This window comes from Vibrio sp. 10N.286.51.E5, assembly GCF_041469125.1.
Lineage (GTDB): Bacteria > Pseudomonadota > Gammaproteobacteria > Enterobacterales > Vibrionaceae > Vibrio > Vibrio crassostreae_C.
The window spans coordinates 43,659-56,272 of the sequence record NZ_JBFRJZ010000065.1 but is presented as its reverse complement, the minus strand read 5'-3'; the positions used below and the strand labels follow the sequence as shown (position 1 = coordinate 56,272).

The 12,614-nt window shown below is 44.7% G+C and carries 14 protein-coding genes; 1 reads left to right on the top strand and 13 read right to left on the bottom strand.

Going from position 1 to position 12,614, the window contains the following annotated elements; all coding sequences use genetic code 11:
- Positions 1-113: 113 nt before the first annotated feature.
- Positions 114-1,328, bottom strand: coding sequence for a patatin family protein (locus AB4161_RS20310; protein ID WP_017063485.1), 1,215 nt, complete (start codon positions 1,326-1,328; stop codon positions 114-116).
- Between the two features lie 41 nt (positions 1,329-1,369).
- On the bottom strand, positions 1,370-1,459 hold the full coding sequence (locus tag AB4161_RS20305; protein ID WP_100214626.1) for a YnhF family membrane protein: 90 nt from the start codon (positions 1,457-1,459) through the stop codon (positions 1,370-1,372).
- A gap of 145 nt (positions 1,460-1,604) precedes the next feature.
- Here AB4161_RS20305 and AB4161_RS20300 point away from each other — a divergent pair, with 145 nt between their 5' ends.
- Positions 1,605-2,198 (top strand): outer membrane beta-barrel protein, encoded by a 594-nt coding sequence (locus AB4161_RS20300; RefSeq protein WP_017067207.1) that lies wholly within the window; start codon positions 1,605-1,607, stop codon positions 2,196-2,198.
- Between the two features lie 92 nt (positions 2,199-2,290).
- On the opposite strand, the gene AB4161_RS20295 is transcribed toward AB4161_RS20300, so the two are convergent.
- The 11 genes from AB4161_RS20295 to fabD all read right to left on the bottom strand — a co-directional run bounded on the left by AB4161_RS20295 (position 2,291) and on the right by fabD (position 12,590).
- Positions 2,291-2,695, bottom strand: coding sequence for a hypothetical protein (locus AB4161_RS20295; RefSeq protein ID WP_017070535.1), 405 nt, complete (start codon positions 2,693-2,695; stop codon positions 2,291-2,293).
- 228 nt (positions 2,696-2,923) lie between these two features.
- The gene (gene ptsG / locus AB4161_RS20290; protein ID WP_017062145.1) at positions 2,924-4,354 is read right to left on the bottom strand and encodes a PTS glucose transporter subunit IIBC; all 1,431 of its coding nucleotides are present in this window, start codon (positions 4,352-4,354) and stop codon (positions 2,924-2,926) included.
- A gap of 445 nt (positions 4,355-4,799) precedes the next feature.
- The gene (locus tag AB4161_RS20285; protein WP_017063483.1) at positions 4,800-5,567 is read right to left on the bottom strand and encodes a TatD family hydrolase; all 768 of its coding nucleotides are present in this window, start codon (positions 5,565-5,567) and stop codon (positions 4,800-4,802) included.
- Positions 5,558-6,523, bottom strand: coding sequence for a DNA polymerase III subunit delta' (locus AB4161_RS20280; RefSeq protein WP_017062147.1), 966 nt, complete (start codon positions 6,521-6,523; stop codon positions 5,558-5,560). Before AB4161_RS20280 ends, AB4161_RS20285 begins: the two co-directional genes overlap by 10 nt.
- A gap of 6 nt (positions 6,524-6,529) precedes the next feature.
- A complete protein-coding gene (tmk, locus tag AB4161_RS20275; protein WP_017062148.1) occupies positions 6,530-7,162 on the bottom strand; it encodes a dTMP kinase in 633 nt (210 codons plus the stop codon).
- A gap of 10 nt (positions 7,163-7,172) precedes the next feature.
- Complete coding sequence (mltG, locus tag AB4161_RS20270) at positions 7,173-8,189, bottom strand: endolytic transglycosylase MltG (protein WP_102321124.1); 1,017 nt, start codon at positions 8,187-8,189, stop codon at positions 7,173-7,175.
- Positions 8,186-9,064 carry an aminodeoxychorismate lyase gene (gene pabC, locus AB4161_RS20265; RefSeq protein WP_065583975.1) on the bottom strand — a complete coding sequence of 293 codons (879 nt, stop codon included), beginning with the start codon at positions 9,062-9,064 and terminating at the stop codon, positions 8,186-8,188. The genes mltG and pabC overlap by 4 nt, the downstream gene beginning before the upstream one ends.
- A gap of 104 nt (positions 9,065-9,168) precedes the next feature.
- The gene (fabF, locus tag AB4161_RS20260) at positions 9,169-10,413 is read right to left on the bottom strand and encodes a beta-ketoacyl-ACP synthase II (protein WP_372084093.1); all 1,245 of its coding nucleotides are present in this window, start codon (positions 10,411-10,413) and stop codon (positions 9,169-9,171) included.
- Positions 10,414-10,506: 93 nt separating this feature from the next.
- Positions 10,507-10,740, bottom strand: a complete 234-nt coding sequence (gene acpP, locus AB4161_RS20255; protein WP_004737381.1) for an acyl carrier protein — start codon at positions 10,738-10,740, stop codon at positions 10,507-10,509.
- 166 nt (positions 10,741-10,906) lie between these two features.
- Entirely contained in the window at positions 10,907-11,641 is a 735-nt protein-coding gene (fabG, locus tag AB4161_RS20250) for a 3-oxoacyl-ACP reductase FabG (RefSeq protein WP_029235138.1), read from the bottom strand.
- A gap of 25 nt (positions 11,642-11,666) precedes the next feature.
- Positions 11,667-12,590, bottom strand: coding sequence for an ACP S-malonyltransferase (gene fabD / locus AB4161_RS20245; protein WP_017063479.1), 924 nt, complete (start codon positions 12,588-12,590; stop codon positions 11,667-11,669).
- Positions 12,591-12,614: the final 24 nt, after the last annotated feature.

The window sequence follows — 12,614 nt, the reverse complement described above, 5'->3', positions numbered from 1 at the left end:
AAGGGTTATCGAACCAAGTTCAATAACCCTTTTTCATTTCAGAACACGACTCACTAAAATCTGCTTAAACAGCATAACGAGCTCACAGCATGCTAGCTCATCAACTTCGGGAATTAGTTACCCGCAGCAATGGTGGCTAACTGTGGCATATGCGAGTTGCGAGCGTTTTCCGTTGAGGTATAGGTCTCCACAAATCGGTAACCGGCTTCTAAACCCAATTCGTAATCATGCAGTAAATCATCTTTATGACTCATTAATGAGCTCGATTTAAGCGTTTGACTAGGTGCTATCTGAACCACAAACGCGTCGTCTGGTGGCGAATTCAAAAAATCCTGAGTCAATGAGTAGGTCTGATAATGCACCATCAGCATGTCAGCCAACCCTGAATCAAACTTATCTCCGATTAAATGACTTAAGCGATAAATATCATCTGCACCAAATAGCCAGCGACCACCGTTCAGCAGGTCTAAATGCCCACGGTCACGCTTCTGCTCTTTTGAGCGCATAATTTGTTGTTGGAAGAAAGAGGTCCAGTCGGTTTTCCACTGTTCCACTTTCTGTTGCCAATGGCCTTGAACACTGTCGAAAGATTCGCGGAACCACTCCAGTTCTTCTGCAGATATAGGTTTAGGCGCTTTGACTGAAGATCCCTTAACTGGTGCTTCAACCAAATGGGTATTACCTTCCTCCACCACTGGCTCAGTACGAATCACCACAATAGAACGAGCTTGTCTTCGCCACGCTTCCTGAACTGGGATACACGCCGATACACCACCGTCCACATAAGCACTGTCACCAATAAAGACTTCGTCATTGTACAAGCGAGGAATAGCACAGGTCGCAATCATCACCTTGTACCAATCTTCGCCCAATAATGGGAAGTAGTGGTCTCGTAAGTCTTTGGAATCCGTTACAGCCGCATAGAAGTGGCGATCGCCTAGCGTTTGTCGCCCCAAATCCAGATCGAGCTTATATGGGTAAGCCATAATTTGTTCTAGCGCCCATTCTAATCCTAGGTTCTTTCTGTGTCGTATATAGGAAAAGAGATTGAAGAACTCTGGTGAGGTTGTGAGGTCGAGAACAAAAGAACGGCCAAGGCCTTTATCACGGCACAGATAAGCACATAAGTTGAGAGCACCTGCTGAGGTACCAAAAAATTCGTCGAAGGGGTCAAAATTTGAGAGAAGAAAGGCATCCAGCACTCCAGAAGTAAAAATACTTCTCTGTCCGCCACCTTGAGCGACCAGTGCTGTTTTTCCAGCAATAAACTTAGCGTAATAATCCAAGTCTATTGCTGTATCAATATTGGTTATAATCCCACTATTCATTATTCCCTGAGTATCAAAACTCAGCCTCGCAATAGATGGTATTAACTACCAATCGCAATAAAGCCAAATGAAAGAATGATCATGTAGATAAACACGGTAATTTGTAGGGCATTTTTCAGATTATGGTCCATAGACACCTCTGGTTTATTATTAATTTGTCGAGTCTCTATTTAAGTACTATCAGGTGTGTGAAGTATCTTCAAGAATCGTCGAAATTAGTCGCACAATATTGATGTAACCATCACAATTAGTAAGTGTATGGATAAGGATATACTCATGAATAACAAAGCAAATATGATGGCACTGATTACGCTTCTCTCCGTTTCAAGCGCGTATGCTTCGCCGGAGATCATCATTACACCTATGGTAGGTTATACCGGCGGTGGCAGTGTCGAAGACCAGGACGGTAAAACCTATGACATGAAAGGCTCTGAAAATTACACCTTTGCCATTGAAACGCCACTTGAAAAAGGACGCATCGGCTTCTTCTACTCCAATCAGAGCTCGGAATTAGAAACGCTTAACCTAAGCTCCTCCATCCAATACCTGCACCTTCAAAGCAGCATCTACTACCCTGCTTCGCCTGTGTTGTCGGGTTATCTAGGGCTAGGCCTGGGTGCTTCTTACGTCGATGTAGACTGGGCAAAAGATAAGTATGGATTCTCAACTTCTATCTTTGGTGGCTTAGAGTACAAATTTAGTGACCGACTAGCGTTGAACACACAAGTACGTTGGTTAGGCACGGTTGTCGACAACGATACCTCCGGTGTTTGTAATATCCCAAATAACGGGCAAGAGTGCATCATTCGCTTTGATACCGACTGGATGAACCAATTCCAAGCCAATGTCGGACTGAGTTTTACTTTCTAAGCGGCTCAATGAAGCAAAAATATAAGATCGGCCCAAACTAAAAAACCAGCTAAATGCTGGTTTTTTCATTATTAAAACGGTTTTAGTTCAGGTTAGAACTTATAGGTAACACCTAAAGCGCCGCCCACTTGCAACTCAACACCTTTATACATATCGAGTTCAGGGTGAACTTGAGCGTAAGCATTCCAACCTTCGTAGAAATTCACTTTCACGCCTAACGGCAAGCGTAAGCCAAAGTCGTCATTCCATTCAGCCCAAGCACCAGCACCGACGTACCAGCTCAACGGAGCTTCAGTCTCGAACTGACCACGCTTCAAAATGTAATCAAAGGCAGCGCCGTCATTGCCAATCGTAGCACGGTATTTCTGATCAAATTCCACAACGACACTCAGGTCTTGGTCAATGGCAAGTCCAACTTCCAAAGCTGGAGCTTCAGAAGCGTGAGCAAACGAGGCTCCGCTGCAGCACATAAGGCCGATCAAGTAACGATGTTTCATAATATTCTCAGACTGTGTTTAAAAGCGGTAGTTTACTGGAATAATAACGAAAGGTGTCATCGCTAGGTAAAAGATAAAAGACACGAAAAATTTAAGAGCAACCATCAACTGATCGAGTTGAATGATAAGTATCTGAGTTAATGGAGATTAAGCACAATAGATCTTTCATAGAGCAGAAAACAAAAAAGGAGGCCTTTCGGCCTCCTTTCAATTTATTGAATCAGAAAATTAACCGTTGTTACGGATCCACTCATCCATGTCTGTCTTAAGGTTGTCAGACTTAGTACCGAAGATAGCTTGTACGCCACCCGCTACTACTACAACACCTGCAGCGCCTAGTTTCTTCAGCTTGTCTTGGTCAACAAGAGCTGTATCAGCTACTGCAACACGTAGACGAGTAATACAAGCGTCAAGACCAGTGATGTTCGCTTTGCCACCGAATGCAGCAACTAGCTCACCAGCAAGTTCAGAACCAGTCGCAACTGACTCTTCTTCAGTCTCGTCTTCACGGCCTGGAGTTTTAAGGTCTAGAGCTTTAATCACAGTGCGGAATACGATGTAGTAAATTGCAGCGTAAGCAATACCACATACAACCATTAGGCCCATCTTAGACGCGTTGCCAGATAGAACTAGGAAGTCGATTAGACCGTGTGAGAAAGATGTACCGTGTACAAAACCTAGAGTGTTCGCAAGAACGTATGCAGAACCAGCTAGTAGAGCGTGGATTGCGTACAGTACTGGAGCAACGAATAGGAAAGAGAATTCGATTGGTTCAGTGATACCCGTTAGGAATGAAGTCAACGCAGCAGAAGCCATGATGCCCATTACTTTAGCGCGGTTTTCAGGCTTAGCTGAGTGTGCAATCGCGATTGCAGCAGCAGGTAGACCGAACATCTTGAACATGTAACCACCAGCTAGCTGACCGAAGCCATTGCCCGCTGCACGAGATGCGTCATCAGCAACTAAGTAACAAGTAAGAACACCGTTTTGAGTTTCGCCAGCAGCGTTTACACAAGTACCAGCTTCAAAGAAGAAAGGTACGTTCCAAACGTGGTGAAGACCAAATGGAATTAGAGAACGCTCAACGATACCGTAGATACCAAACGCCACTTGTGGGTTTTGGTGAGCAGCCCAATCAGAGAACGCAGAGATAGCGCCGCCAACTGGTGGCCATACTACAGATAGTAGGATTGCTAGACCAATCGCAGAGAAACCTGTGATGATTGGCACAGCACGCTTACCAGCGAAGAAGCCAAGGTACTCTGGTAGTTGAATACGGAAGAAACGGTTGAATGCCCAAGCAGCAACACCACCGACTAGGATACCACCTAGTACACCAGTATCGATTTTATCAACGCCCATTACACCAGCCATTACGCCAAGTGTAGCAGTCATGATGCCATAACCAACGATAGCAGCTAGACCCGCTACACCATCGTTGTTAGTAAAGCCAAGTGCAACACCTACTGCGAACAGTAGTGCCATTTGACCGAATACTGAACCACCAGCTTGTTCCATTAAGTTTGAAACGATTTCTGGAATGAAAGGAAGATCTGCTGCACCGACACCTAGCAAAATACCCGCAACTGGTAAAACTGATACTGGAAGCATCAGAGACTTACCAACTTTCTGCAGGCTAGCAAAAAGGTTCTTAAACATGTTTATGCTCCTGATAAAGATAAAATAATTATATTGGGTTCTAACGGCACACCCCCGTAGCCTATATGTTAGCACCCTGCGAAAATGTAACCATGTATTGCATTATATTTTCTGCCGCTAAATATATATTGATGGGGAACTAACTTTCTAGTCACTTACGAAATTTAGTTTCAAAACACGTCTTGGATCACATGTCAAATCTAGAAATGCAATGCTTTACAAGTGTTTAATGCATTGAAATATATAAGTATTTTTCAAGAGCCCTATTATTTTACTGGGTAAATAAAATAGGAGCGAATGTTATTTTTAGTAACAAAATTACAAATGTTATAATTAGCGCTCTCAAGTTCAACATAATTCGTAAACATTAAAAAAAAACGTATTTTTGGTGATCAAAAACACAAAAAGGGAGCTTTTGCTCCCTTTTATTTGTTTACTTAGATTTTTATCGCAAAAAAAGTTTTTGGTAATTTTTGGTCGTTTGTTCGGCAACCTCTTTCATCGACACACCTTTTAATTGCGCAATGTAGGCCGCCACTTCGACGACATATGCAGGCTGATTCTGCTTTCCACGATATGGAATGGGCGCCAAGTATGGAGAATCCGTCTCGATCAGCAACCTGTTTAGCGGTAGGTTTTTAACAACTTCTTTAAGTTCTGTAGCCTGCTTAAAGGTCACAATGCCTGAAATTGAGATATAGAAACCTAGTTCCATTGCTGCTTCTGCGAATGCTTGATCTTCGGTAAAGCAGTGAATCACACCGCCACACTTCTCAGCTCCGCCATCACGTAAAATAGCTAATGTGTCTTCACGTGCGTTACGAGTGTGAATGATCAAAGGTTTATTCAGCTCAACGGCTAACTCAACATGCTGCTTAAATCGTAGCTGTTGCAGCTCCGCCGTCTCTGGTTGGTAGTGATAATCTAAACCTGTCTCTCCAATCGCCACAACCTTAGGGTTGCTCGCGTATTCACGCATTGTCTCTAGGCTGAAATCACTTTCAACATCGAGAGGGTGAACGCCACAAGAGGCTTTAACGTTATCAAACGGCGAGATCATCTCGAGCATATTTTCAAACGAATCGAGTGTCACACCGACAGAAAGCAATTGGTCTACATTAGCAGCCTTCGCCTTGTTAACCACATCTTCTACGCTGGTGTGTAAATCTTGGTAATCCAGTTTGTCTAAATGACAGTGGGAATCTACGAACATGTTTCCTCGCAAGTGGCTATCAGCCAATTCATTATGAGTAGCTCCGTATTGAGCCCAGGGTGTTGCTTTAACTGCTCAATCAATGTCAGCAGTTTATTCGATGCTGCATAAGCACTTTGATAAGACATCGCCTCACACAGTGCTTTCGCACTCGGAGTGAAAGCCTGATTCGCCAAACCAAAATGCAGCTTCTGTACATCTGACAATAGATGCCAAAGCCAGCCAAGTTGAATCAAAGGGTCTTTGCTAAGCTCTGTAGAGAACTTTAGCATGTCAGGTTGAGTGCCTTTTATCACATTCACAAAGCCATCGAGCGCTTTTGTTGAAGCTTCAACGCCACCTTGCTCAAACATCGCTTTTGCTTTTAAAGGCGCGTTGTCATTGAGTGCTAAAATATACTGCGGTACCGCTTTGCCCACTTCACCATCTAACCACGCTGATGCTGTCTCTAACTGCGGACTAACCACATTGAATTGCTGACAACGGCTAATAATAGTCGGCATTAAGCGATTACTGTTACGAGTAGACAGAATGAAGATGCACTTGCTTGATGGCTCTTCCAGAGTTTTCAATAGTGCGTTGGAAGCCGATTCGTTCATTGCTTCAGCAGGGTTAAGCAAAATAACGCGCAAACCACCTAACTGAGAAGACTCTTGAGCCCAGCGGTTACTGGCACGCACTTGATCAACCGTGATCGACTTACCTTCTTTCTCGGGTGAGATCACATGAAAATCAGGATGACTGCCCGACTTCATTAACTCACAGCTGTGGCAAAACCCGCACGACTCGCTTTCATAGTTCGTGCACATCAATGCGTCGGTAAGTTGGCTAATCAAAGCATCAACGCCGAGCCCTTCCGGTGCATTAACAATCACAGAGTTAGGAAAACGCTCCGCATCGAGACTTTTTTTCCACTCACTCCATACCGGTGTGAGCCAAGAATACACTTCAGCCATGACTACCTACTGTTTGTCGAGCCAAGCAGTTAGCGCGACTTTAATATCAGCGGCTACTTGCTCAATTTCTTGCTGCGCGTTAATCACAAGTACAGAATCATCTTGTTCTGCAATTTCTAGATAGCGCTCACGCGTGCGGTCGAAAAATGAGATGTCCATCTTTTCAATTCTATCAAGCTCACCACGGCCTCTAGCACGCTCTAGCCCTACTCTAGGGTCTAGGTCCAAATATAGCGTTAGATCGGGTTTAAAGCCGCCTAGCGTGGTTGCTTTCAGTGATTCCATAGTCGTGCGCGCGATCTGGCGACCACCACCTTGGTATGCCTGTGAAGACATATCATGACGATCACCCAATACCCATTGACCATTGGCGAGCGCCGGCTTGATGACGTTCTCGACTAATTGAACACGTGCTGCATACATCAACAGCAATTCAGTCATGTCTTGAAGCTTCTCGCCTTCGTGCTCTTCTTTAACCAATGAACGCATCTTTTCAGCTAAGACAGTACCACCCGGCTCGCGAGTATTAACAATATCTTCAACACCCGATGCTTTTAATGTCTCAACGATGGCATTGATTGCTGTGCTTTTGCCAGCGCCTTCAAGGCCTTCAACCACGATAAATTTCGACTGATTCATAATTATTTCTTTATCTGTTTTTTCTTAATTGCTTTAAGTAAGCTCGCACTGCACGGTTATGCTCAGTCAAACTCTTTGAAAATACGTGACCACCTGTTCCACTCGCAACGAAATACAAGTAGTTGCTCTTCTCTGGATTCAACGCCGCGTTGATAGACGCTTTGCCTGCCATAGCGATAGGTGTCGGTGGCAAGCCACTCATTGTATAGGTGTTGTAAGGCGTTGGCGTGCGTAAGTCTTTCTTACGGATGTTGCCATCGTAGCTGTCACCCATGCCATAGATAACCGTTGGGTCAGTTTGCAAACGCATACGCTTGTTTAGACGGTTAACAAACACAGAAGAAACACGCTCACGTTCTGACGCAACAGCGGTCTCTTTCTCAATGATAGATGCAAGAATTAACGCTTCGTATGGCGATTTAAGAGGCAGCTTATCCGCTCGATTTTCCCACTCTTCATTCACCACGCTCATTAGGTCTCGATGCGCGCGCTTCAACAAATCTAAATCAGTGGTGCCGTAGGTGTAGTGATACGTTTCTGCTAAGAAGAGACCTTCTAGCTTTTCGTTTTCAATACCCAACTTTTCAGCGATCTCTTTTTCAGAAACGCCATCCAATGTCTGTTGAATGAATTCGCTGTCTTTTAGCTGAACAAGCCATTCGTCAAAACGACTGCCTTCAACAAAGGTAATAGTAAACTGGTGTTCTTTCCCTTCTACAAGCACCTGTAGCGCTTGCTCTAAGGTTAAACCCGGTTCAAGCAGGAAAGTACCCGCTTTTACGTCTACAAGCTCAGGATGTAACTTACGGATTAATTTCTCGTAAGGAGAAGCCTCAAACAGCCCCTCGTTAATCAACTGGGCTAGAACGCGGTTAAAGCTGCTACCTGAAGCAACAGTCACGACTTGTGGTTTTTCTAATTGAATAACTTGTTTCAGGTTATCTTGCGCTTGGTTGTAAACATAAAAACCAGCAGCACCGGCTGCAATTAAGCACAAGATAATAAAAATAAATAACTTTTTGATCACGAGTTTAGTTGTCCTTGAAGGCTACGAGTAACGGTTCCAATGTTAAATTGGGTATCACTAATACGGGTAACTGGGGCAACCCCTAAAATGGAGTTTGTCATGAAAACCTCATCAGCTTGCATGAGTTGAGATAAGCAGTAGTCACTAATTGTAACGGAAAGTTCAGCCTGATTCAGCGCGGTTAACACTTGCTTACGCATAACCCCCGCGACACCACTTTGAGTGAGTTGAGGTGTGTATATCGACTGACCTTTGCGCCAGAACAGATTGGCCATGGTGGTTTCAATCACATTGCCCGATATATCAAGAACCACACCATCCACTTCATTAGCTTGATCCATTTCATCTTTCATCAAAATCTGCTCAAGGCGATTATTGTGCTTATGGCCAGCCAGTAGTGGGCTCAAACCTAGCGCTTGATGGCAGATACCGAGTTCAACACCGGAGTCTTGCCACGCTGAATAATGGCTTGGGTAATCAAAGGTACTGATGGTGATTGTCGGCTTGGCGATATTCTTGGTACTGTAGCCACGCCCACCCGCTCCACGACTAACGTGCAGCTTGATCCCTGCTTTTTGATTATGAGGCTTGTTGGCGTTATGGAGCTTCTTTGAACCATCAAGGCTCTTTGTGCCATGAAGAGCGTTATGTTGGATGTGTTGAAGCGCAGTATCGAGCCAAAGACTAACAACATCCCAATCAAGAGCAGAAATGCGTAGTGCTTTAAGGCACTCGTCGACACGGTGCTGATGATCGTGAAGATGTTGTATCTCACCATCACTCACGAGCATTGTCGTAAAACAGCCGTCTCCGTACTGAAACGAGCGATCCAAAATATCGATAGTTTGCTGGCTTTCTCCATCAACCCAAAACATGTTTTTCCCCATAAAAAGAAACGGCTCAATGCTAAAGCATCAAGCCGTTTAAAAACAAGTCTAATTGTGACTATCTACGAGTGTTTACGTCTTTAATAAGATGATTAAATCTTTTTGAAGATCAAACAGCCGTTTGTACCACCGAAACCGAATGAGTTACATGCAGCATATTCCATGTTGCTAACTTCACGCGCAGTGTGAGGTACTAAGTCAATATCTAAGCCTTCTTCAGGATCATCTAGGTTGATTGTTGGTGGAACAATTTGGTCAACCAAAGACATAGCCGTGATGATAGCTTCAGCAGAACCAGCAGCACCTAGAAGGTGGCCTGTCATTGATTTCGTAGAAGAAACCAATACTTGCTTGCTGCCTGCTTCGCCAAGAGCACGCTTGATGCCCTTAACTTCCGCTACGTCACCAGCAGGAGTCGAAGTACCGTGTGCGTTTACATAACCGATTTGTTCACCAGTAATGCCAGCATCACGCATAGCCGCTTCCATTGCTAGTGCGCCACCTGAGCCATCTTCACTTGGAGATGTCATGTGGTAAGCGTCACCCGACATACCGAAGCCAACTAGCTCACAGTAAATCTTAGCGCCACGAGCTTTCGCATGTTCGTACTCTTCAAGAACCATCATGCCTGCACCGTCGCCAAGAACGAAGCCATCACGGCCTTTGTCCCATGGACGAGAAGCTTTTTGAGGCTCATCGTTACGAGTAGAAAGTGCTTTAGCCGCACCAAAACCGCCCATACCTAGTGGAGTTGATGCTTTTTCAGCACCACCCGCTAGCATTGCGTCTGCATCGCCGTATGCAATCATACGAGCCGCGTGACCAATGTTATGTAGGCCAGTCGTACATGCAGTAGAAATCGCGATGTTTGGACCGCGTAGGCCACACATGATAGACATGTGACCAGCAATCATATTCACGATCGTCGACGGTACGAAGAACGGGCTGATCTTACGAGGGCCTTTTTCAGTTAGAGCTTGGTGACCGGCTTCGATCAAACCAAGACCACCAATACCAGAACCGATAGCAACACCCACACGTGGAGCGTTTTCTTCAGTAATAGTTAGGGCTGAATCATCTAAAGCTTGAATACCTGCTGCGACGCCGTACTGGATGAACAAGTCCATCTTACGAGCATCTTTTTTAGTCATATACTCTTCGCAGTTAAAGTCTTTAACTAGACCTGCAAAACGAGTTGAGAAATTGGTTGCATCAAAATGATCGATATTAACGATACCACTTTGACCAGCTAGCAGGGCTTTCCAAGAAGATTCTACAGTGTTGCCTACCGGTGACAACATACCCATGCCAGTGACAACTACACGACGCTTGGACACGATTTTACACTCCGGGGATTGAGGTGATTTAAGATGAGGATAGATGAGTTAGATAAAACACAGGCGGTCGAGGTGACCGCCTGGGAGAGATTATTACTGAGCGCTAGTTACGTAATCGATAGCTGCTTGAACAGTAGTAATTTTCTCAGCTTCTTCATCTGGGATTTCAGTGTCGAATTCTTCTTCTAGAGCCATTACTAGCTCTACTGTGTCTAGAGAATCTGCACCTAGGTCATCAACGAAAGAAGCTTCGTTTTTAACTTCAGCTTCGTCTACACCTAGCTGTTCAACAATGATTTTCTTTACGCGTTCTTCGAGGTTGCTCATTTTTTCTTTTCCTTTACAGAGTTCGCTTTATGCGATGTTTTCCGTAGTTTATTCAATCTATTGAAAGTTGCAAGGTCAACTTTTCTGGTCAAACCACAATTTTCACGATTTTAACCGAAATTACGTATGATCTTGACTTAAATCATGCACAAATGTTGCACATAATTTACACCATGTACATACCGCCATTGACGTGAAGTGTTTCACCTGTGATATAAGCTGCCGCAGGTGACGCCAAAAATACCACAGCTTCAGCGATTTCGCGAGGGTCACCTAGTCGACCTGCTGGTACATTCGCCAAAGTTGCTGCACGTTGGTCATCATTTAGCGCTTTAGTCATGTCAGTTTCGATGAAACCAGGAGCTACAGTGTTCACTGTAACGCCACGAGACGCAACTTCACGAGCCATTGATTTAGTAAAACCAATTACGCCTGCTTTTGCAGCTGCGTAGTTAGCTTGACCAGCGTTACCCATAGTACCTACTACAGAACCAACGTTTACGATACGGCCTTGACGTTTCTTCATCATGCCACGCAATACAGCTTTAGACATGCGGAAGATAGGCGTTAGGTTAGTATCGATGATGTCATTCCATTCGTCGTCTTTCATACGCATCAGTAGGTTATCACGAGTGATACCTGCGTTGTTAACTAGAATGTCAATCGCACCGAATTCATCGTTGATGGTTTTCAGTGTAGCAGCAATTGAGTCAGTATCCGTTACATTAAGAGCAAGACCTTTACCGTTCTCACCAAGGTACTCGCTGATTGCAGCTGCGCCGCCTTCAGATGTCGCAGTACCGATAACTTTAGCACCACGCTCAACTAAAAGTTCAGCGATTGCACGACCGATGCCACGGCTTGCGCCTGTAACTAGTGCAACTTTGCCTTCTAAATTCATCATAACTTCTCTATTAAGTGGTTATTTACTTAGCAGCTTCTAGTGATGCAGTGTCATTAACTGCAGCAGCTGTCATAGTTTTTACGATTCGTTTTGTTAGACCAGTAAGAACTTTACCAGGGCCTAATTCAAGTAGCTTCTCAACGCCTTGCTCATTCATCGCTTGTACGCCTTCAGTCCAACGAACTGGGCTGTACAGCTGACGAACAAGTGCGTCTTTAATTTTTGCAGGATCTGTTTCAGCGATAACATCAACGTTATTGATAACAGGCAATGCTGGCGTGTTGAACTCTAGAGCTTCTAGAGCCACCGCTAGCTTGTCTGCTGCTGGCTTCATCAGTGCACAGTGAGACGGCACAGAAACAGGTAGCGGAAGTGCACGCTTAGCGCCCGCTTCTTTACAAAGTGCACCAGCACGCTCTACTGCCGCTTTGTTACCCGCGATAACAACTTGGCCAGGAGAGTTAAAGTTAACTGGAGACACAACTTCGTCTTGCGCAGCTTCTTCACACGCTTTAGCAATCGCTTCATCGTCTAGACCGATGATTGCGTACATTGCACCAACACCTGCAGGAACCGCTTCTTGCATCAGTTGACCACGTAGTTCAACCAGCTTGATCGCTTCTTTAAAGTCGATAACGCCGGCACATACAAGTGCAGAATATTCACCTAGGCTGTGACCTGCTAGATTTACAGGTTGCTCTAGGCCAAGCTCTTGCCATACACGCCAAATTGCAACAGACGCTGTTAATAGAGCCGGTTGAGTGCGAAAAGTTTCATTTAGATTTTCTACAGGACCATCTTGAACCAATGCCCATAGATCGTAACCAAGTGCTTCTGAAGCTTCAGCAAATGTCTTTTTAACAACATCATACTGTTCGCCTAGGTCAGCAAGCATACCGATAGCTTGAGAGCCTTGGCCTGGGAATACGATAGCAAATTTGCTCATTGTAATTTTCCTTTAAGCAAAGCA

What these genes read in the sequence shown, in the direction of transcription:
- AB4161_RS20310 (WP_017063485.1), bottom strand. Translation starts at nt 1,328, where the DNA reads ATGAATAGTGGGATTATAACCAATATTGATACAGCAATAGACTTGGAT.
- AB4161_RS20305 (WP_100214626.1), bottom strand. Translation starts at nt 1,459, where the DNA reads ATGGACCATAATCTGAAAAATGCCCTACAAATTACCGTGTTTATCTAC.
- AB4161_RS20300 (WP_017067207.1), top strand. Translation starts at nt 1,605, where the DNA reads ATGAATAACAAAGCAAATATGATGGCACTGATTACGCTTCTCTCCGTT.
- AB4161_RS20295 (WP_017070535.1), bottom strand. Translation starts at nt 2,695, where the DNA reads ATGAAACATCGTTACTTGATCGGCCTTATGTGCTGCAGCGGAGCCTCG.
- ptsG (WP_017062145.1), bottom strand. Translation starts at nt 4,354, where the DNA reads ATGTTTAAGAACCTTTTTGCTAGCCTGCAGAAAGTTGGTAAGTCTCTG.
- AB4161_RS20285 (WP_017063483.1), bottom strand. Translation starts at nt 5,567, where the DNA reads ATGTTCGTAGATTCCCACTGTCATTTAGACAAACTGGATTACCAAGAT.
- AB4161_RS20280 (WP_017062147.1), bottom strand. Translation starts at nt 6,523, where the DNA reads ATGGCTGAAGTGTATTCTTGGCTCACACCGGTATGGAGTGAGTGGAAA.
- tmk (WP_017062148.1), bottom strand. Translation starts at nt 7,162, where the DNA reads ATGAATCAGTCGAAATTTATCGTGGTTGAAGGCCTTGAAGGCGCTGGC.
- pabC (WP_065583975.1), bottom strand. Translation starts at nt 9,064, where the DNA reads ATGTTTTGGGTTGATGGAGAAAGCCAGCAAACTATCGATATTTTGGAT.
- acpP (WP_004737381.1), bottom strand. Translation starts at nt 10,740, where the DNA reads ATGAGCAACCTCGAAGAACGCGTAAAGAAAATCATTGTTGAACAGCTA.
- fabG (WP_029235138.1), bottom strand. Translation starts at nt 11,641, where the DNA reads ATGAATTTAGAAGGCAAAGTTGCACTAGTTACAGGCGCAAGCCGTGGC.
- fabD (WP_017063479.1), bottom strand. Translation starts at nt 12,590, where the DNA reads ATGAGCAAATTTGCTATCGTATTCCCAGGCCAAGGCTCTCAAGCTATC.